The following is an 18,478-nucleotide window of genomic DNA, read 5'->3' on the forward strand; positions in this document are numbered from 1 at the left end:
AAAGCGACTGCGCGAGAATCCGTGGAGCACAACACGTCAACGAAAGGATGTGCTGGTGACGGCTGCAGACGGCTCGGCGCAGGGTAAAGCTCAGATCGGTGTGACGGGCTTGGCCGTCATGGGATCGAATATCGCGCGGAACTTCGCACGGCACGGATACACCGTCGCCCTGCACAACCGATCGGTCGCGAAGACCGACGCTCTGCTGGCCGATCACGGGTCCGAGGGCAGCTTCATTCGCAGTGAGACGGTCGAGGAGTTCGTCGGAGCGCTCGAGCGTCCACGCCGCGTCCTGATCATGGTGAAGGCCGGTGAGCCCACCGACGCCGTCATCGAAGAGCTGGCGTCGGCAATGGAGCCCGGCGACATCATCATCGACGGCGGCAACGCGCTGTACACGGACACGATTCGCCGTGAGGCCGCGCTGGCCGCACGTGGGCTGCACTTCGTCGGCGCCGGAATCTCGGGCGGCGAAGAGGGCGCGCTGAACGGTCCGTCGATCATGCCGGGCGGGCCGGCGGAGTCGTACAAGGCGCTCGGTCCGCTGTTGGAATCCATTGCGGCACACGTCGATGGCACCCCCTGCTGCACCCACATCGGCCCGGATGGGTCGGGGCATTTCGTGAAGATGGTGCACAACGGCATCGAGTACTCCGACATGCAGCTGATCGGCGAGGCCTACCAACTCCTTCGCGACGCGCTGGGCATGTCGGCACCGCAGATCGCCGAGGTGTTCACCGAGTGGAACAGCGGTGAGTTGGAGAGCTACCTCATCGAGATCACCGCCGATGTGCTGGCCCACATCGATGCCAAGACGGGCAAGCCCCTTGTCGACGTCATCGTCGATGCCGCAGAGCAGAAGGGCACCGGTCGCTGGACCGTCAAGTCGGCCCTGGATCTTGGCGTGCCGGTGACGGGCATCGCCGAGGCCGTGTTCGCTCGTGCGCTGTCCGGTTCGCGTCCCCAGCGTGCTGCCGCAGCCGGATTCACCTCTGGCGTGCTTGGTGAGAAGCCCAGCGATGCAAAGCAATTCATCGAGGATGTGCGACAGGCACTGTACGCGTCGAAGATTGTCGCCTATGCGCAGGGGTTCAACCAGATTGCCGCGGGCAGCGCCGAGTACGGCTGGAACGTCAACCCCGGTGACCTGGCCACTATCTGGCGCGGTGGCTGCATAATCCGTGCGCAGTTCCTGAACCGCGTCAAGGAGGCGTTCGCCGACGAGCCCGAGCTGGCCACACTGATCGCCGCTCCGTACTTCCGGGCAGCCGTGGAGAACGGCATCGACAGCTGGCGCCGGGTGGTGGTGACGGCGACTCAGCTGGGAATTCCGGTCCCCGGCTTCGCCTCGTCGCTCTCGTACTACGACGGACTGCGCACCGACCGCCTGCCTGCCGCGCTCACCCAGGCGCAGCGCGACTTCTTCGGGGCACACACCTACGAGCGTGTCGATGCTCCGGGCAAGTTCCACACACTCTGGAGCGGCGACCGCAGCGAGGTAGAGGCATAACGGCCAGAAGAGGCGTGGGCGTCACATCATGAAGTTTCTAGACGGGCAGCGGCCACCATACGACCTGACCTACGACGACGTCTTCGTCGTGCCGAATCACTCGGATGTCACGTCGCGTTTCGATGTCGACCTGACCACCGCCGACGGCACCGGCACCACGATCCCGATCGTGGTCGCCAACATGACGGCGGTGGCCGGACGGCGGATGGCCGAGACCGTCGCCCGCCGGGGCGGCATCACCGTGCTGCCCCAGGACCTTCCGGTGCAGGCGGTCGCGCAGACCGTGGAGTTCGTCAAGAGCCGTGACCTGGTCTACGACACCCCGGTGACCCTGGCGCCGGACGACTCGGCGGGTGAGGCCATCGCCCTGATCCACAAGCGCTCGCACGGAGCCGCCGTGGTGATCGCTGACGACAAGCCGCTGGGCCTGGTCACCGAGGCGGCGTGCACCGGCATCGACAGGTTCACCCGCGTCCACGACATCGCGGCGACCGACTTCGTCACCGTGTCGACGGGGACCGATCCCCGGGCGATCTTCGATCGTCTGGCCGAGGCCCACGTACCGGTGGCGGTGCTGACGCGGCCGGACGGCACCATGGCGGGCATCCTCACCCGCACGGGTGCCGTTCGGGCGGGCTTGTACACGCCGGCCGTCGACGCGCAAGGGCGCCTGCGCATCGCCGGTGCCGTGGGTATCAACGGTGACGTGCGGGCCAAGGCGACTGCCCTGGTGCAGGCCGGGGTGGATCTGCTGGTCATCGACACTGCACACGGGCATCAGCAGAAGATGGTCGAGGCGCTCGCGTCGGTCGCGGAATTGTCGCTGGGCGTGCCCATCGCCGCGGGCAACGTGGTCTCGGCGCAGGGCACCCGCGATCTGATCCAGGCCGGCGCGAACATCGTGAAGGTGGGCGTGGGTCCGGGTGCCATGTGCACCACCCGGATGATGACCGGGGTGGGACGCCCGCAGCTGTCGGCGGTCATCGAATGTGCTGCAGCGGCAAGGGAACTCGGTGCTCATGTGTGGGCTGACGGCGGCGTTCGGCATCCGCGGGACGTTGCGCTGGCATTGGCGGCGGGCGCCGCCAATGTGATGATCGGGTCCTGGTTCGCGGGCACCCACGAGTCCCCCGGCGATCTGCAGTTCTCCGCGAGCGGCCGCCGCTACAAGGACAGCTTCGGGATGGCATCCAAGCGTGCCGTGGCGGCCCGCACGGCCGGTGACAGCGCCTTCGACCAAGCGCGCAAGGGCCTCTTCGAGGAGGGCATTTCCACCTCCCGGATCGAATTGGATCCGCAACGGCCCGGCGTCGAGGACCTGATCGACCACATCATCTCCGGTGTGCGCAGTACCTGCACATATGTCGGTGCGCGCACCCTGGGTGAGCTGCACGACCGGGTGGTGCTGGGTGTTCAGTCGGCGGCCGGATTCGCCGAGGGCCGCCCACTTCCCGAGGGTTGGTGACCGGTCGGCACCCCGCCGGCCACCTGCACGGTTACCATAAGCCTCACGATGGTCACGCCGTGTGACCACTCAACCTAAGGGGCCAGTACGCGGTGACGGTCTTACTCACCGGGCTGAGCCTGCTTGCCTTCGTAGCCCTGACGGCGGGCACCGCGCTTTTCGTGGCGGCGGAGTTCTCCCTCACCGCGCTGGAACGAAGCTCCATCGAGGCGCGGGCCAAGGCCGGCGATGGCCGGGACAGGCTGGTCAAACGGGCGCACAGCACCCTCTCGTTCCAGCTGTCCGGTGCCCAGCTCGGCATCACCATCACCACCCTCGTCACCGGGTATCTCGCCGAGCCGGTGATCGCGCGTCTCGTGTCGCAGCTGTTCGGGTACACGGGTTTCGCGGTCAGTAGCGCGATTTCGCTGGCAGTGGCACTGATCCTGGCCACCTCGATATCGATGATCTTCGGTGAGTTGGTGCCCAAGAACTTCGCCCTGGCACGTCCCATCTGGACCTCACGGGCCACCGCGGGTCCCATGGTGCTGTTCTCGGCGGTGTTCGCCTTCGCGATCCGGGCGCTGAACGGCATCGCCAACTGGGTACTGCGCCGGATGGGCATCGAACCCGCAGAGGAGCTGCGCTCGGCGCGTTCGCCGCAAGAGCTGGGGTCACTGGTGCGCACCTCGGCGCGCAGCGGTGCACTGGACGAGACCACCGCGATACTGGTCGACCGGTCGCTGCGATTCGGCAGCCGTACCGCCGAGGAGCTGATGACCCCGCGCACCGAGATCGAATCGCTCGAAGCGACCGATACGGTGGCCGACCTCGTCGCCATCGCCGTTGAGTCCGGTTTCTCCCGGTTTCCGATCACCGAAGGCGATCTCGACGCGACGATCGGCATCGTGCACGTCAAGCAGATCTTCGAGGTGCCACGGGATCGGCGCGCGACGACCACGCTGGCCACGCTGGCCCGGCCGGTGGCGGTGGTGCCCTCCACCCTCGACGGCGATGCGGTCATGGAGCAGGTGCGCGCGAACGGCATGCAAACCGCCCTGGTGGTCGACGAGTACGGCGGCACGGCCGGGCTGGTCACAGTCGAGGACATGATCGAGGAGATCGTGGGTGACGTTCGCGACGAGCACGACGACGCGACGCCGGACGTCGTGTCTTCTGGCGGCGGCTGGGTGGTGTCGGGCCTGTTACGCATCGACGAGGTGGCCGCGGCGACCGGTTACCGGGCTCCCGAGGGTGAGTACGAGACGATCGGCGGCCTGGTGCTGCAGGAGCTCGGACATATCCCGACCGTCGGGGAAACCGTCGAACTGTCGGCCGTGGTGCCGGACCATCCGTTGGCCGAACTCCCCCGCTGGCGGGCTCGCGTGGCGAGCATGGACGGGCGCCGGATCGATCAGATCGAACTCACCGAGCTGACCGACACCGACGGCCGGGGGGAATGACCACGATGGGCAGCGACATACTCGGAGTTCTCCTCACCGCCGCATTGCTTTTGGCGAACGCCTTCTTCGTCGGTGCGGAATTCGCCCTCATCTCGGCCCGCAGGGACCGGCTGGAGGCGTTGGCCGAGGCAGGCAAGAAGCGCGCCGTGACGGTGATGATGGCCGGCCAGAATCTGTCGCTCATGCTTGCCGGCGCACAGCTTGGCATCACGATCTGTTCAATCCTGTTGGGCCGCATCGGTGAACCGGCCGTCGCCCACCTACTGGAGCGCCCTTTCGAGCTGTTGGGCGCACCCCCGGCGCTGACACACACCGTCGCCTTTGTGGTCTCGCTGTCGATCGTGGTGCTGCTACATGTGCTGCTCGGCGAGATGGTGCCCAAGAACATCGCCATCGCCGGTCCGGAATCCGCGGCCATGCTCTTGATCCCGCCGTACCTGGTCTACATCCGCCTGGCCCGACCGCTGATCGGCTTCTACAACTGGTGCGCCAACACCGTGCTGCGGATGTTCAAGGTGCCGGTCAAGGACGAGCTGGAAGTCACCGTCTCTACCGTGGAGCTCTCCGAAATGATTGCGGAGTCGCTCTCCGAGGGGCTTCTCGACGAGGAAGAACACACCCGGCTGCGTCGTGCGCTGCAGATCCAGCACCGCGTGGTCGCGGACGTCGTCGTGCCCGCTAACCAGATTCGGTCGATTGCCGTCTCGGGTGCGGCGCCGGCGCCGTCGGTCAACGCCGTCGAGAGCGCGGTGGCAGAAACTGGGTACTCACGTTTTCCAGTTATTGGGCCCACTGGGGATTACCTCGGCTATCTGCACATAAAGGACGTCCTGACGATGGGTGACGACCCGGACGCGGTCGTCGACCCCGCCTTTATTCGCCCGCTACCCCGCTTGCACGGTTCTGTTCCACTGCCGGAGGCGCTCTCGACTCTCCGCCGCAGCAACAGTCATCTGGCACTCATGTCGACCACAGACGGCAGCGTAGTGGGTCTGGTCACACTCGAGGACCTGGTGGAGGATCTGGTCGGCACCGTGCGTGACGGAACTCACCGCATATAGAGCGGTTTCGGGGTTGGTGGCTACCAATGAGTAGGATCAATGTTCACCGATTCGCAGGAGCGGCCGGTCCCAGACCCCCGACAACACAGAGGAGTTGCGATGAGTGATCGCGTCGATGTGGGCAACCTACGCGTGGCGCGGGTGCTGTATGACTTCATCACCAACGAGGCCCTCCCGGGCACCGGTGTGGATGCCGACGCTTTCTGGGCTGGGGTCGACAAAGTAGTCACGGATTTGGCTCCGCGGAACCGCGAGCTCCTCGACCGGCGGGACGACCTGCAAACTCAGGTCGATCGCTGGCACCGGCAGCGCGCCATCGAGCCGCTGGATCAGTCGGCGTATCGCGACTTCCTCACCGAGATCGGGTACCTGGTCCCCGAGCCGGAAGATTTCAGCATCACCACCGCCAACGTGGACGACGAGATCACCACGACGGCCGGACCGCAGCTGGTGGTGCCGATCCTGAATGCGCGCTTCGCTCTCAACGCCGCCAACGCGCGCTGGGGCTCTCTCTACGACGCGCTGTACGGCACCGATGTCATCCCGGAAACCGATGGCGCGGAGAAGGCGTCCGCTGAGACTGGTGGGTACAACAGGATTCGCGGCGACAAGGTCATCGCCTACGCCCGCGAGGTTCTCGATGGCGCCGCGCCGCTGGCGGCGGGCTCGTGGAAGGACGCTGTCGGCCTGAAGATCGACGACGGCCAGTTGCTCGTCGAGCTGGGTGACGAGCTGTCGACCGGGCTGCAGAACCCCGACCAGTTCGTCGGCTACACCGGCAAGCTCGGCAAGCCGCAGTGGTCGGTGCTGCTGGTCAATCACGGCCTGCACATCGAGGTTCTGATCGACCCCGACTCCCCGATCGGGTCCACCGACAAGGCCGGCATCAAGGATGTCGTGCTGGAGTCGGCGATCACCACCATCATGGACTTCGAGGACTCGGTGGCTGCGGTGGATGCCGAGGACAAGGTCCTCGGGTACCGGAACTGGTTGGGACTCAACAAGGGTGACCTGTCCGAGGAAGTTTCCAAGGGCGGCAAGACGTTCACCCGGGTGCTCAACGAAGACCGCGTGTTCACCACCCCGGACGGCAAGGGCGAGTTGACCCTGCCCGGCCGCAGCCTGTTGTTCGTGCGCAACGTCGGCCACCTCATGACCAATGACGCCATCGTGGACGCCGAGGGCAACGAGATGCCCGAGGGCATCCAGGACGCGCTGTTCACCAGCCTCATCGCCATCCACGGCCTACGCTCGGGCAAGAAGAACGGTGCGCTGAAGAACAGCCGCACCGGGTCCATCTACATCGTGAAGCCCAAGATGCACGGGCCAGAGGAAGTGGCCTTCACCGCCGAATTGTTCGGACGTGTCGAGGAGGTGCTCGGACTCCCGCACGCCACCCTCAAGGTCGGCATCATGGACGAGGAGCGCCGGACCACCGTCAACCTGAAGGCCGCCATCAAGGCCGCCTCGGACCGCGTGGTGTTCATCAACACCGGCTTCCTGGATCGCACCGGCGACGAGATCCACACCTCGATGGAAGCCGGACCGATGTGTCGTAAGGCCGTCATGAAGTCGCAGCCGTGGATCCTCGCGTACGAGGACCACAACGTCGATACCGGGCTGGGCGCCGGTTTGGCCGGTAAGGCGCAGATCGGCAAGGGTATGTGGGCCATGCCGGACCTGATGGCGGACATGGTCGCGCAGAAGATCGCGCAGCCGCGCGCGGGCGCCACCACCGCCTGGGTGCCGTCCCCCACCGCGGCCACCTTGCACGCGCTGCACTACCACCAGGTGGACGTCAAGGCGGTGGATCAGGAGCTGGCCGGTAAGCACCGCGCCAAGCTGGACTCTTTGCTCACCATTCCGCTGGCCGAGTCGCGTCACGACTGGACCGCAGAGGACATCCGCGAGGAAATCGACAACAACTGCCAGTCGATCCTGGGCTACGTGGTCCGCTGGATCGACCAGGGTGTCGGCTGCTCCAAGGTTCCTGACATCCACGATGTGGCGCTCATGGAAGACCGCGCCACTCTGCGCATCTCCAGCCAGCTGCTGGCCAACTGGCTGCGCCACGACGTCATCACCGAGGACGAGGTGGTCGAGGGTCTCAAGCGGATGGCACCGGTTGTCGATCGGCAGAACGCCGGGGACAAGGACTACCGTCCGATGGCTCCCGACTTCGACAGCAACATCGCCTTCCAGGCTGCCAAGGAGCTCATCCTGGAGGGCACAGATCAGCCCAACGGATACACCGAGCCGATCCTGCACCGGCGTCGCCGCGAGTACAAGGCCGCCGCGGCCAAGTAGGCGAATGCCGTCTGACGTGCCGTGATCTTGAAGTTCGGGGTACGGCGTCGCCTCAGTTTGGACGCGATTTGGTGTCGCGCACCAGGAGATGGGCGGTCTAGGACAGTAGACTCGGGCGGACGCGGGACGGGGCTCACCAGCAGCCGGACGACAGCACGAGGAAAGGTCGCGACGACACCATGGGCAGGCACAGCGCATCTGGGTCCGGTAGCCCAAACGATCGGGACGATAACGACGGCTGGGAGCCCGACCACGACGCAGGGTATGAGTCGAACGTCCCCTCGGAGTTCGACACGGGCAGCTTCGAGCGAGCGCATCGCCGAAGCAGCGGTACCCGCAACTGGGGTCTGAGCAAGGGTTTGATCGGCGCGATCGCGGCCGTGCTGGTGGTCGCGGTATCCATCGGACTGTGGTGGTACTTCGACCGCCGGACCACTGACAACCAGGCAGAGGCCTCTGCCACCTGCGTGCACGGCGACAACGCCATCGCGGTGGTTGCCGACCCCTCCATCGCGGACCGGATCGGCGAGTTGTCGGAGCGGTTCAACAAGAAGCGCGAAGTGATCGGTGACTACTGCTTCACCGTCTCGGTGCGCCCGGCGGACACGGCCAACGTGATCAAGGGACTGACGGGTCAGTGGCCCGCTGAGCTCGGAGAGCAGCCCGCCCTGTGGATCCCGGGTAGCTCGATTTCGTCGGCACGCCTGAAGGCGGCCTCCAAGACCAACATCATCAGTGACAGCCGCTCGTTGGTCAGCACACCCGTGGTGATCGCGATGACGCCGAGACTGCGCCAGGCCATTCCCGACAACAAGAGTTGGGCGGATGTGCCTGCGCTGCAGAACGTCCCGAACTCGCTCGACGGAGTTGGCCTGCCCGGCTGGGGTTCGCTGCGGTTGGTGTTGCCCTCCAGTGGCAACGGCGACGCCGCGCAGCTTGCCGCCGAGGCGGTGGCGGCAGCCAGCGTTCGCCCCGGTGATTCACCCGAACTCGGCGCCGGTGCGGCCGCATCGTTGGCCGCGGCGGCCCCGAAGCTGCCCGCCAACAACTTGTCCGATGCCATCGGCGCGCTGCTGGACGGCGGCGAGCAGCCCGCTGCCGCGGTGCACGCGGTGGTCACCACCGAGCAGCAGCTCTATGCCCGCACGCGCAGCAACGGCGACGCCAAGAAGGTGATCGCCGCCTGGCAGCCCGCCGGGGCCACCCCGATCGCCGACTACCCCACCGTGCAGCTGGATGGTGCCTGGCTCTCCGAGGAGCAGCACACCGCGGCAAGCCAGTTCGCGCGATTCCTGGGAGACAAGGACCAGCTCAAGGACCTGGCCGCGGCCGGGTTCCGCGCCGAGGGCGCGGACCTGCCCAGCAGTGACGTGGTGAGCTTCGCCAAGATCGACAAGCCGCTCAGCGTCGAAGAGAAGGTTCGTGTCGCGCTGGCCGACGGCACCTCGACGGGCTCCGGCGCCACCACCATCATGCTGGATTCCTCGCTGTCCTCCGATGGCGTGAAGTTCTCCGATGTGACTGGGGCCCTTGCCAACCGCGTACGCAGCATCGCCCCCGGCTCGGGTATCGGGTTGTGGACGTACGACGGCAAGGAGGGCAACACCGTGGTGCGCCTCGGCACCGCCTCCGACGACGTGGAGGGCATTCCCCGGTCGCAGAGCGTGGCCGACGCGCTGACGGCGCTGCAGCCGACCTCCAATGGCGCAGTGGCCTTCACGACCTTGCGCAACGTGTACCAGGAGGCGGTCAACGGGTTCCGGCCCAACCAGGTGAACTCGGTCCTGATCGTGGCGGGGCGCTCGCACACCGATCAAACCCTGGACGGTGCCGGACTGATCGACACGATCAACCGCCAGAAGGATGCGGCGAAGCCGGTGCGCATCAACGTGATCGATTTCGGTAACGACTCCGATCAGCAGACCTGGCAGACGCTGGCGCAGCAGACCGGCGGTGTGTATCAGAACGTGGCGGCCTCGAACAGCCCCGAGCTGGCCGCGGCCATCACTCGCTTTGTGTCCTAGATTCCCTACCGCGAGCAGTCCCCCGCAAGCGGGGGCCTGCTCGCGCGTGAGGAGTGAGGCGTCCTACTGCGCGAACGCCTCGATCGGCGGGCAGGAGCACACCAGGTTCCGGTCGCCGTAGGCGCCGTCGATGCGGCGCACCGGCGGCCACACCTTGGGGCGGAAGCCCTTTCCGAGCGGGTAGGCCGCCTCGGTTCGGCTGTACGGGTGATTCCACTCGTCGGCGATCAGGGACTCGGCGGTGTGGGGTGCACCGCGCAACGGGTTGTCCTCCACCGGCCACACCCCGGAACCGACCTTGTCGATCTCGGCCTTGATCGCGATCATCGCCTCACAGAAGGCGTCCACCTCGGCCAGGCTCTCGCTCTCGGTCGGCTCCACCATCAGCGTGCCGGCCACCGGGAAGCTCATCGTCGGTGCGTGGAAACCATAGTCGGCCAGGCGCTTTGCGACGTCGTCGACGGTGACACCGGTGTTCTTGGTGATCTCCCGCAGATCCAGGATGCACTCGTGGGCCACCATGCCGTTGTCACCGGTGTAGAGCACCGGGTAGTACTCGTCGAGCCGGCGTGCCAGGTAGTTGGCCGAGGCGATCGCCGTCAACGAGGCCGCGCGCAGGCCCTCGGGCCCCATCATCCGGATGTAGGCCCAGGTGATCGGGAGGATGGACGCCGAACCGTACGGCGCGGAGGACACCGGAGGCCCGGCCGGGAGTTCCTCGGCGTACGGGTGCCCCGGCAGGTACTGCGCGAGGTGGCCGCGCACCGCGACAGGTCCGACGCCGGGCCCGCCACCGCCGTGCGGGATGCAGAAGGTCTTGTGCAGGTTCAGGTGGCTGACGTCGCCGCCGAAATGCCCGGGCCGGGCAAGCCCGACAAGAGCATTCAGATTGGCGCCGTCGACGTACACCTGTCCCCCGGCCTCGTGCACGGCAGCGCAGATATCGGCGATGTCGTGCTCATAGACGCCATGCGTGGACGGGTAGGTGATCATGATGGCCGACAGCACGCTGGCGTTGTCGGCGATCTTGGCCCGCAGGTCGTCCAGGTCGACGTCGCCGTTCTCGCGGCACGCCACCACCACGACGCGCATGCCGGCCAGCGCGGCCGAGGCAGCGTTGGTGCCATGGGCACTCGACGGGATCAGACACACGTCGCGATCGCTCTCACCACGGTCGATGTGGTACTGCCGGATGGCCAGCAGGCCCGCATACTCGCCCTGGGATCCCGCGTTGGGCTGCAGGCTGACGTTGTCGTATCCGGTGATGTCGGCCAGCCAGCCCTCGAGGTCGGCGATCAGCGTGCGCAGGCCACGTGAATCGCTCGCCGGGGCGAACGGATGCTGTGCGGCGAACTGCGGCCAGGTGATGGGTTCCATCTCGGCGGCGGCATTGAGCTTCATGGTGCAGGACCCGAGCGGGATCATGCTGCGGTCCAACGCAATATCCTTGTCGGACAGCGCGCGCAGGTACCGCATCATCTCGGTCTCGCTGCGGTAGCGGTTGAACGCCGGATGGGTCAGGTAGGCGGAGTCGCGGGTTGCGATGTCCGAGGTGTCGGACGTGCCGCCGCCGAAATCGGATCCGAATGCCCGCAACACCGAGACCAGGTGCGGCAGCGTGGTCGCCTCGTCGCAGGCGATCGAGACGTGATCGCCGTCGGGTCTCCAGATGTTGACGCCCTCGGCCTTGGCGGCGGCCTGGATCTCGGCGGCCTTGCCGGGCACGTGCACCAGCACGGTGTCGAAGAACTGGCCGTGCACCACGGTGTGGCCGCCGCGAGTCAGCCCCGAGGCCAGCAGCTGCGCATTGCGGTGTACCCGGGTGGCGATGGCGCGCAGCCCCTCCGGGCCGTGGTAGCTCGCGTACATGGCGGCCATCACGGCCAGCAGCACCTGCGCGGTACAGATATTGCTGGTCGCCTTGTCGCGACGGATGTGCTGTTCGCGGGTTTGCAGCGAGAGCCGGTAGGCGGACGCGCCGTCGGCGTCCACCGACACTCCGACGAGGCGCCCGGGCAGCTGCCGGGCGTGGGCGGTGTGCACCGCGAGGTACCCGGCATGCGGCCCACCGAATCCCATGGGCACGCCGAAGCGCTGCGTGGTACCGAAGGCGACATCGGCACCGATGTCTCCGGGCGGCGCCACCAGGGTGAGCGCCAGTAGGTCGGCGCCGACAGCCACCAGTGCGCCGCGATCATGAGCCTCGGCGATGAGCGCCGTCCAGTCGCGTACCACCCCGGATGCGCCGGGCAGCTGCACGATCACCCCGAAGAAGTCACCGTCGGGCAGCCCCTGGGCCAGATCGGCGGTCACCACCTCGATACCGAGCGGTGTGGCACGGGTGGCGATCACGGCGGCGGTCTGTGCATACAGGTCGGTATCCACGATCAGGCGGTTGGACGAGGACCTCACGGCGCGATGCATGAGTGTCATGGCCTCGGCGGCGGCGGTGCCCTCATCGAGCATCGAAGCATTGGCGATGTCCAGGCCGGTGAGCTCGGAGACCATGGTCTGGAAGTTCAGCAGCGCCTCGAGTCGGCCCTGGCTGATCTCCGGCTGGTACGGCGTGTAGGCGGTGTACCAGGCGGGGTTTTCCAGGATGTGGCGTCGCAGCACCGGCGGCGTCAGCGTGTCGAAGTAGCCCTGTCCGATCATCGAGACGCCAATGGTGTTCTGGTTGGCCAGTTTTCGTAGCGCATCCAGCGCTTCATGTTCGGATGCCGCGGCGGGCAGTGCGTCCAGCCCGGCGGCTCTCGGTCCGTCGGGGCCGCCGTGTACCGCGTCAAGGATGCTGGCCGGAAGGGCCTTTTGGGCCAGTTCATCGAGGCTTGCCACGCCGATGGTGGCGAGCATGGTGTCGATGTCGGCGGTGGTCGGACCGATGTGGCGGTCGGCGAAAGACATGGCGCTCCCGGAGGGCCGAGTCGCGCGCTGGGCGCACGACAGCGTCTCCCCTCCCTCTGTCATCGACCCGTCGCGGGCGCCTGAGAGATTCGGTCGTCTTACCCGGTGAATTTCCAGGTAAGAGCCTTTCCCCGTCGGCGGGTGCTCCGGCTATCTACCGGATCACCACTTTTCAGAGGCATCGGGGCCGAGAGCGGTTCGGGGGCCTGAGAGATTGACGGAGAGGTGTTGCTCCTTCGGCGGCCATGACTGGCGATCATGACACTCTCCCGCCCACGGGCGATGCCCGACCAGTTTACGCGAGTCGACCGCCTGGTTCAGACCGGCGGGAATGAGCGGCGGATCAGCCGATCTTGCGGGCGCGATCCTTGCGGCGGGAGGCCAGTTCATCCTCGGGCGCCTCGATGGTTTCGCCGCCATCGGCACGCTCCCCGGGGAACTCGGCGATGGCGCCGGTCAGCTCGCGCATGGCACCGCTGACGGCAATGCCGAACACACCCTGTCCGCCCTGCAGCAGGTCGACGACCTCTTCGGCGGAGGTGCACTCGTAGACGGTGGTGCCGTCCGAGAACAGGGTGATGTTGGCCAAGTCCTCGACGCCGCGCTGGCGCAGGTGCTCCACGGCGACGCGGATGTTCTGCAGCGAGATGCCGGTATCCAGCAGTCGCTTGACGATCTTGAGGACCAGGATGTCCTTGAACGAGTACAGGCGCTGGCTACCAGAACCCGCGGCGCCGCGGATGGAGGGCACCACCAGCGAGGTGCGCGCCCAGTAGTCCAGCTGGCGGTAGGTGATGCCGGCAACCTGGCAGGCACTGGGACCGCGATAGCCGACGAGCTGGTCGGGAACGGAGTCGTCCGGGAAAAGACCCGGCTGGACAGGCCCGGCAGACGCGGAGTCAGCGGAACCGGTGGCGCCGTTGTCCAATGTCATCTCCAGCTGCCCCTGCTGCGGCTCGTCAACCACTTCTGCTCCCTCTCGCGATCGCTTCTCCGGCTACCGTCCTGTGGTTCTCAGTTCGCCGGTAGTGCGTTCGTCCAAGCACGAATTCTCCGAGCATACGCCCCTTGCGCTGCCCCGTGCCGGCCGCTGAGTCAAATTATGACCCCCCTGAAATCACGGTCAACGCGACGCGCCCGGGTCGAGACTGTAAAGGTCAGGTTGAGACTTACTCGTTACTTAAGGCCGTGTCACGGGCCTTCGGTGGCCTTGAAGTCGTCGGGCGACACGCTGTCCAGGAACTCCTTGAACTTCTCCACCTCGTCTTCGCGCAACGCTCCGCCGGAGTCCTCGTCGTCCTCGTCGGGAATGATCAAACCCGCCTCGGCGAGCACCGCTTCCTCGACGTAGATCGGAACTCCGACACGCAGCGCGATCGCCACCGAATCCGACGGCCGTGCCGACACCCGGATATCGCTGTCGAAAACCAGATCGGCGTAGAACGTGCCCTCCTGCAGGTCCACAATCCGGACTTCCTTGAGTGAATGCCCAAGGGCAGCAATGAGATCACGGATCAGGTCATGGGTGAGCGGCCGTGCCGGCTCAACGCCCTGTTGCTCCAGCGCGATGGCCGCCGCCTCCGACTGGCCGATCCAAATGGGTAGGTAACGATCTCCTGTGGATTCGCGCAGCAACAACACCGGCTGGTTCTGGGGCTGTTCCACGCGGATTCCCACGACTCGAACTTCGCTCATCGTGCCTCCAACACCAGTACTTCTGTCGTACCGCGAGTCTAGTCCTCAGCGATCGAGGACGCCGCGCACCGCGGACTTGATCATCGCGCCGTGGAGCGCGATGGACAGCGCGGCCACCTCCCGGATCAGGTCGTCGGCGCGGTCGCGGGCTCCTGCCTTGTTGGCTTTGACGGTTGGGCCCACGATCTGGGCAATCAGGTCGGTCTCACGGTCGACGGCTGACCGGAAGGTGCGCAGATGCCGTGGCTCGACGCCATAGTCGGCCAGCTCGGCGGCGCACTGGACGATCAGCACCGTGTATTCGTCGAAGAAACCGCCCGGTCCGGCGGTGATGATCCCCGCTTTGATCAGCGAGGTCAGCAACACCTCGTCGGCGCCGGACCGTGACAGCAGATCCTCGCGGGACAGGCGGGTGGGCCGGGTAGATGGGATTCCTTGACGGGCAACACTGTTGGTGCTGTCGCCATCGGTGATGGCAAATAGACGAGGGCCGCCGGTGAATCCCGCCACATCAGGCAGCGCTCCATCGGGCTGCGCGTCGAGCTGCTCCTTGATCACCTTCAACGGCAGGTAGTGATCGCGCTGGGCGGTCAGGATGAATCGGAGCCGTTCGGCGTCATAGGCCGAAAACCGGCGATACCCCGACGCGCTACGCGACGGGGTAACCAGTCCCTCCGATTCGAGAAATCGAATCTTCGAGATCGTGACATCCGGAAACTCCGGACGCAACAGGTCGAGTACCGACCCGATCGACATTCCGGTGAGAGCCGGCCGGTCGGGAGCTGTCACTGGCCACCCGAGGCGGAATCATCGCCTGCCGACTTCGGTCCGGTCAAAAAGACCAGGCGGAACTTTCCGATCTGGACTTCGTCGCCGTTGGCCAGGACCGCGGAATCCACGGGCTCGCGGTTGACATAGGTGCCGTTCAGGCTGCCCACGTCGACGACCTGGAATTCATCACTGTCAAGCCGGAATTCGGCGTGGCGACGGCTCACCGTGACGTCATCGAGGAAGATGTCGCTGTCGGGATGCCGTCCTGCGGATGTGGTTGCCTGATCGAGCAGAAACCGGGATCCGGCATTGGGGCCACGTTTGACCACCAACAGCGCCGACCCGGCGGGCAATCCTTCGACACCAGACACGTCGGTCCCGGCCTGCGCGGGCGCCTCCAACTCGGTGGCGAAATCGGCGCGGAACACCGAGGTCGTCTCCGCGGTGACCTCGCCTGACGTGTCGTCCTTGTCGTTATCGGTCACCATCGCTCCTTCTTCCTCGCCACTGGGAGGATTCGATTGTCAGTGCGGATCTCGCCGAGCCTGAAGCTCTTCGCGACCCTCATCTGCCCTCATGCTCTTCGCGACGAGCGCTCATCAACTCAGTGCTCTTCGCGACGAGCGCTCATCGCCGCTCATTTCCGACCGTACCGTCTGACTGCCCGTAACGGGCCACCTCTGCCGTATCCGGCAGTGGTCCACCCGAAATTCTGGTCGTCAGACCGTTTGGAGAACCGGTGCCCTCCTAATCGGTGGCGTCACCATATCCCGACGCGTCTAAGAGGTCATTAAGAGCCGCATCGAGATCCGCAGCACTGGCGGCCTCAAGATCCACCAACCAGCCCTCGCCGTACGGGTCGGAGTTGACCAGTTGTGGGTTGGAGTCCAAATCGCCATTTACGGCAACGACTTTGGCGGTGATGGGGGCGAACAGGTCCGACACCGATTTGGTCGACTCCACCTCGCCGAAGGTGGCGCCGGCGGTCAGGTCGGAACCGGCGTCCGGCAGCTGGACGAACACCACGTCACCGAGTTGGGACTGTGCGTAGTCGGTGATTCCGATACGCACGGTGGTGTCACCGGTGCGCCGCACCCACTCGTGTTCCTCGGTGTAGTGCAGGTCGGCAGGAATTTCGGTCACGGTGAGTCATCCTTGCTCTCGGTCAGTGGTCTGCGTAGTAGCTGAGCCCGCAGGGCTACTTGCCGGGCTGAGCGTATTGGCGAGGTTTCGGTTCTCGCAAGGTGGTGATGTCCACGCGCGCCGGCTGGTCGATGGTAACGCTGCCGCCGACCCGCGAGACGGTGTCCATGGCGCCACCCGGAATGTTCATCGCCGCCGCGAGTGTCGGCGGATCGCCTATCGCCAGAACCGAATACGGGGGCGAGAGGGTTGTGCCATCCACCACGAGTTGTCCAGGTGCGCCGATGACCCACGAATCGGCCCCGATGCGCACGGATTTGTCGCCGGCCTTGATCTCAATGGCCTCGGCACCCGCCGCCCGCAGCTCGTTGACGATGTCGAGCAGCGCTTCCGGGCCCAGGCCTTGTCCAGGGTCGTCGATGGTGAGGATCACACCCGGTCCGGTGGCGCCGACGGTCCCCACCATGATGGACAGCGCCGACAGCCGGGCTTTGGCGTCGTTGATCACGGCTTGATTGCCGGTTCCACTGGCGCGCATGGTGATTAGGCTCTGCTGCAGATCCGCGATTTCCTTGTTGAGGTTGGCTTCGCGCTGCTGCAACGAGTCGAGGAGCACCAGCAGGTCGGCCGGTCGCGCGGTGTCGAGACCATCACCGGATTCGGTCTGGCGAACCTGGGTGGTGATTGCCAGTCCCAGCAGTGCACACAGTGCCACGCCCAGCACCCCGAACGTCACCTGCGTGCGGGTCGACGGCCGGCGTGTCTTGGGCATCTCGTGTTTGCCGGGATGCGGTTCGTGCTGTGAATCCGTCATCGGCTCACGCCCCAAACAACCTGCGCCGTAGTGCGGCAGCGTTTCCGAAGATCCGAATACCGAGAACGACGATGATGGCGGTGGACAGTTGCGTGCCGACGCCGAGCTGGTCGCCGACGAACACGATCAGCGCCGCTACCAGGACGTTGAACACGAAGGACACCACGAAGACCTTCGAATCGAATATCTGGTCCAGATACGCACGGGCGCCGCCGAACAGGGCGTCGAGCGCGGCCACCACCGCGATCGGCAGATATGGGGCGACGGCGTCGGGCACGTTCGGGTGAAACACCAACCCCAGAACCACGCCGATCGCCAGCGCGACTATGCCGATCATCGTCTACTTCCTCTCCACGTCACGGTCGACTCTCCCTCACCGGTTCCCCGGAGGAATCTCTTTGGCGTATTTGACATCCCGATTGGCTGCCGGGGCCATCTGCACGTCCTCCTGGGTGGCGAGGGTGAGCCGGATGCCGTACGACTTCTGCAGCAGCCGCATCCGGGCCATTCCCGGACTGCGCTCAAATGCGGCTTTCATCGTGTTGGCCGGACCGATGGCCACGATTCGGTATGGCGAGCTGGTGGGTTGATTGTCGACAAGGATCGCTCCCCCGGCCTGCCGCATGGTCACATTCGGGCCGATACGCACATCGGAGATCGAAATAGCCTCCGCGCCACTGGTCCACAGAGAGTTCACGACCAGCTGCATGTCGCGATCCAGGATGACCTGCTGGCTGCGTGGGATGCGCTCCTTCGAGACGTCGGAGAGGTCGCCGCCGCTGCCTGGATCGGCCAGCGTTACGACGAGCGCGGGACCGCGCACCTCGGTGCTCGCTGCCGAAAGGCCTAACTGATCCAACTGATTCAGCAGTTCCTTGCCCTGCTCGTTGCCCTCCAGCTGGCTGCGCCGGGCACCGGCAACCTCGCCCGACAGCTGGTCGCGAGTCGACTCCAGTGCTCCCGTATCGCGCTGTTCACTGCGGATGCTTGCCAGAAGCCCCTGCTTCTCCTGTTTGACGCCCGGTGCGATACGTGTCGTCTGAGCGACCGCCGCGGCGAAGACCGCGGCGATGGCAATGGCAGCGATTGCCTGCCAACCCCATTCGGCCAGTCGCGAGCGCGGTGCCGCACCGCCCCGTCGCGCTGCCGCCGCCTCGGCATATCCGGCGTCGAGGTGATCGGAGAGCAGCGTACGCAGCAGTGAGGGCACCGGATTGCGCTTGGGCCTGTTGGCAGTGTGATGTCCCAGGCCCTCCTCGGGTTCGAAGCCGCCCATGAGATGCGGCCCGGTGCCGTGTATCTGGGGGTCCCGCCCACCCGCCGGCGGATCCTGCGTCCCCAT

15 protein-coding genes and 1 riboswitch are annotated in these 18,478 nt (G+C 66.0%); of the genes, 6 read left to right on the top strand and 9 right to left on the bottom strand.

The features are described 5' to 3' along the window. The first annotated feature begins 55 nt into the window (after window positions 1–55). From gndA to MYCSP_RS11130, 6 genes are all read left to right on the top strand, one after another. Window positions 56–1,510, top strand: a complete 1,455-nt coding sequence (gndA, locus tag MYCSP_RS11105) for an NADP-dependent phosphogluconate dehydrogenase (RefSeq protein WP_083013391.1) — start codon at window positions 56–58, stop codon at window positions 1,508–1,510. Window positions 1,511–1,538: 28 nt separating this feature from the next. Beyond that, complete coding sequence (locus tag MYCSP_RS11110) at window positions 1,539–2,975, top strand: GuaB1 family IMP dehydrogenase-related protein (protein WP_070912528.1); 1,437 nt, start codon at window positions 1,539–1,541, stop codon at window positions 2,973–2,975. 92 nt (window positions 2,976–3,067) lie between these two features. Beyond that, window positions 3,068–4,417: a hemolysin family protein gene (locus MYCSP_RS11115; RefSeq protein ID WP_070912527.1), complete on the top strand. Its 1,350-nt coding sequence runs from the start codon at window positions 3,068–3,070 to the stop codon at window positions 4,415–4,417. Between the two features lie 5 nt (window positions 4,418–4,422). After that, complete coding sequence (locus MYCSP_RS11120; protein ID WP_083013390.1) at window positions 4,423–5,478, top strand: hemolysin family protein; 1,056 nt, start codon at window positions 4,423–4,425, stop codon at window positions 5,476–5,478. A gap of 99 nt (window positions 5,479–5,577) precedes the next feature. Next, the gene (locus MYCSP_RS11125; RefSeq protein ID WP_083013329.1) at window positions 5,578–7,785 is read left to right on the top strand and encodes a malate synthase G; all 2,208 of its coding nucleotides are present in this window, start codon (window positions 5,578–5,580) and stop codon (window positions 7,783–7,785) included. A gap of 179 nt (window positions 7,786–7,964) precedes the next feature. Then, on the top strand, window positions 7,965–9,809 hold the full coding sequence (locus MYCSP_RS11130) for a VWA domain-containing protein (RefSeq protein WP_088413798.1): 1,845 nt from the start codon (window positions 7,965–7,967) through the stop codon (window positions 9,807–9,809). Window positions 9,810–9,872: 63 nt separating this feature from the next. Here the strand turns inward: MYCSP_RS11130 and gcvP are convergent, their stop codons facing one another. The 9 genes from gcvP to MYCSP_RS11175 form a co-directional block, all read right to left on the bottom strand. Further along, the gene (gene gcvP, locus MYCSP_RS11135; RefSeq protein ID WP_088413799.1) at window positions 9,873–12,713 is read right to left on the bottom strand and encodes an aminomethyl-transferring glycine dehydrogenase; all 2,841 of its coding nucleotides are present in this window, start codon (window positions 12,711–12,713) and stop codon (window positions 9,873–9,875) included. Window positions 12,714–12,897: 184 nt separating this feature from the next. Then, window positions 12,898–12,995, bottom strand: a riboswitch (glycine riboswitch). A gap of 61 nt (window positions 12,996–13,056) precedes the next feature. Further along, a complete protein-coding gene (locus tag MYCSP_RS11140) occupies window positions 13,057–13,680 on the bottom strand; it encodes a MerR family transcriptional regulator (protein ID WP_070912524.1) in 624 nt (207 codons plus the stop codon). A 224-nt stretch (window positions 13,681–13,904) separates the two neighbouring features. Further along, window positions 13,905–14,408 (bottom strand): bifunctional nuclease family protein, encoded by a 504-nt coding sequence (locus MYCSP_RS11145; RefSeq protein ID WP_088413800.1) that lies wholly within the window; start codon window positions 14,406–14,408, stop codon window positions 13,905–13,907. A 45-nt stretch (window positions 14,409–14,453) separates the two neighbouring features. Next, window positions 14,454–15,197, bottom strand: a complete 744-nt coding sequence (gene ftsR / locus MYCSP_RS11150) for a transcriptional regulator FtsR (protein WP_064393459.1) — start codon at window positions 15,195–15,197, stop codon at window positions 14,454–14,456. Continuing rightward, window positions 15,194–15,667, bottom strand: coding sequence for a glycogen accumulation regulator GarA (gene garA, locus MYCSP_RS11155; RefSeq protein WP_070912523.1), 474 nt, complete (start codon window positions 15,665–15,667; stop codon window positions 15,194–15,196). Before garA ends, ftsR begins: the two co-directional genes overlap by 4 nt. 259 nt (window positions 15,668–15,926) lie before the next feature. Next, entirely contained in the window at window positions 15,927–16,322 is a 396-nt protein-coding gene (gene gcvH / locus MYCSP_RS11160; protein ID WP_083013326.1) for a glycine cleavage system protein GcvH, read from the bottom strand. A 55-nt stretch (window positions 16,323–16,377) separates the two neighbouring features. Continuing rightward, entirely contained in the window at window positions 16,378–17,136 is a 759-nt protein-coding gene (locus tag MYCSP_RS11165) for a DUF881 domain-containing protein (RefSeq protein ID WP_083013325.1), read from the bottom strand. A 4-nt stretch (window positions 17,137–17,140) separates the two neighbouring features. Further along, window positions 17,141–17,473 carry a small basic family protein gene (locus tag MYCSP_RS11170; RefSeq protein ID WP_005058551.1) on the bottom strand — a complete coding sequence of 111 codons (333 nt, stop codon included), beginning with the start codon at window positions 17,471–17,473 and terminating at the stop codon, window positions 17,141–17,143. A 36-nt stretch (window positions 17,474–17,509) separates the two neighbouring features. Further along, the gene (locus tag MYCSP_RS11175; protein WP_083013324.1) at window positions 17,510–18,478 is read right to left on the bottom strand and encodes a DUF881 domain-containing protein; all 969 of its coding nucleotides are present in this window, start codon (window positions 18,476–18,478) and stop codon (window positions 17,510–17,512) included.

Origin of the sequence: Mycobacteroides saopaulense (genome assembly GCF_001456355.1) — a bacterium.
In the GTDB taxonomy this organism is placed as follows: Bacteria; Actinomycetota; Actinomycetes; order Mycobacteriales; family Mycobacteriaceae; genus Mycobacterium; species Mycobacterium saopaulense.

What these genes read in the sequence shown, in the direction of transcription:
- MYCSP_RS11165 (WP_083013325.1), bottom strand. Translation starts at nt 17,136, where the DNA reads ATGACGGATTCACAGCACGAACCGCATCCCGGCAAACACGAGATGCCC.
- MYCSP_RS11130 (WP_088413798.1), top strand. Translation starts at nt 7,965, where the DNA reads ATGGGCAGGCACAGCGCATCTGGGTCCGGTAGCCCAAACGATCGGGAC.
- MYCSP_RS11175 (WP_083013324.1), bottom strand. Translation starts at nt 18,478, where the DNA reads ATGGGGACGCAGGATCCGCCGGCGGGTGGGCGGGACCCCCAGATACAC.
- MYCSP_RS11125 (WP_083013329.1), top strand. Translation starts at nt 5,578, where the DNA reads ATGAGTGATCGCGTCGATGTGGGCAACCTACGCGTGGCGCGGGTGCTG.
- MYCSP_RS11170 (WP_005058551.1), bottom strand. Translation starts at nt 17,473, where the DNA reads ATGATCGGCATAGTCGCGCTGGCGATCGGCGTGGTTCTGGGGTTGGTG.
- MYCSP_RS11145 (WP_088413800.1), bottom strand. Translation starts at nt 14,408, where the DNA reads ATGAGCGAAGTTCGAGTCGTGGGAATCCGCGTGGAACAGCCCCAGAAC.
- gcvP (WP_088413799.1), bottom strand. Translation starts at nt 12,713, where the DNA reads ATGTCTTTCGCCGACCGCCACATCGGTCCGACCACCGCCGACATCGAC.
- MYCSP_RS11110 (WP_070912528.1), top strand. Translation starts at nt 1,539, where the DNA reads ATGAAGTTTCTAGACGGGCAGCGGCCACCATACGACCTGACCTACGAC.
- MYCSP_RS11120 (WP_083013390.1), top strand. Translation starts at nt 4,423, where the DNA reads ATGGGCAGCGACATACTCGGAGTTCTCCTCACCGCCGCATTGCTTTTG.
- garA (WP_070912523.1), bottom strand. Translation starts at nt 15,667, where the DNA reads ATGGTGACCGATAACGACAAGGACGACACGTCAGGCGAGGTCACCGCG.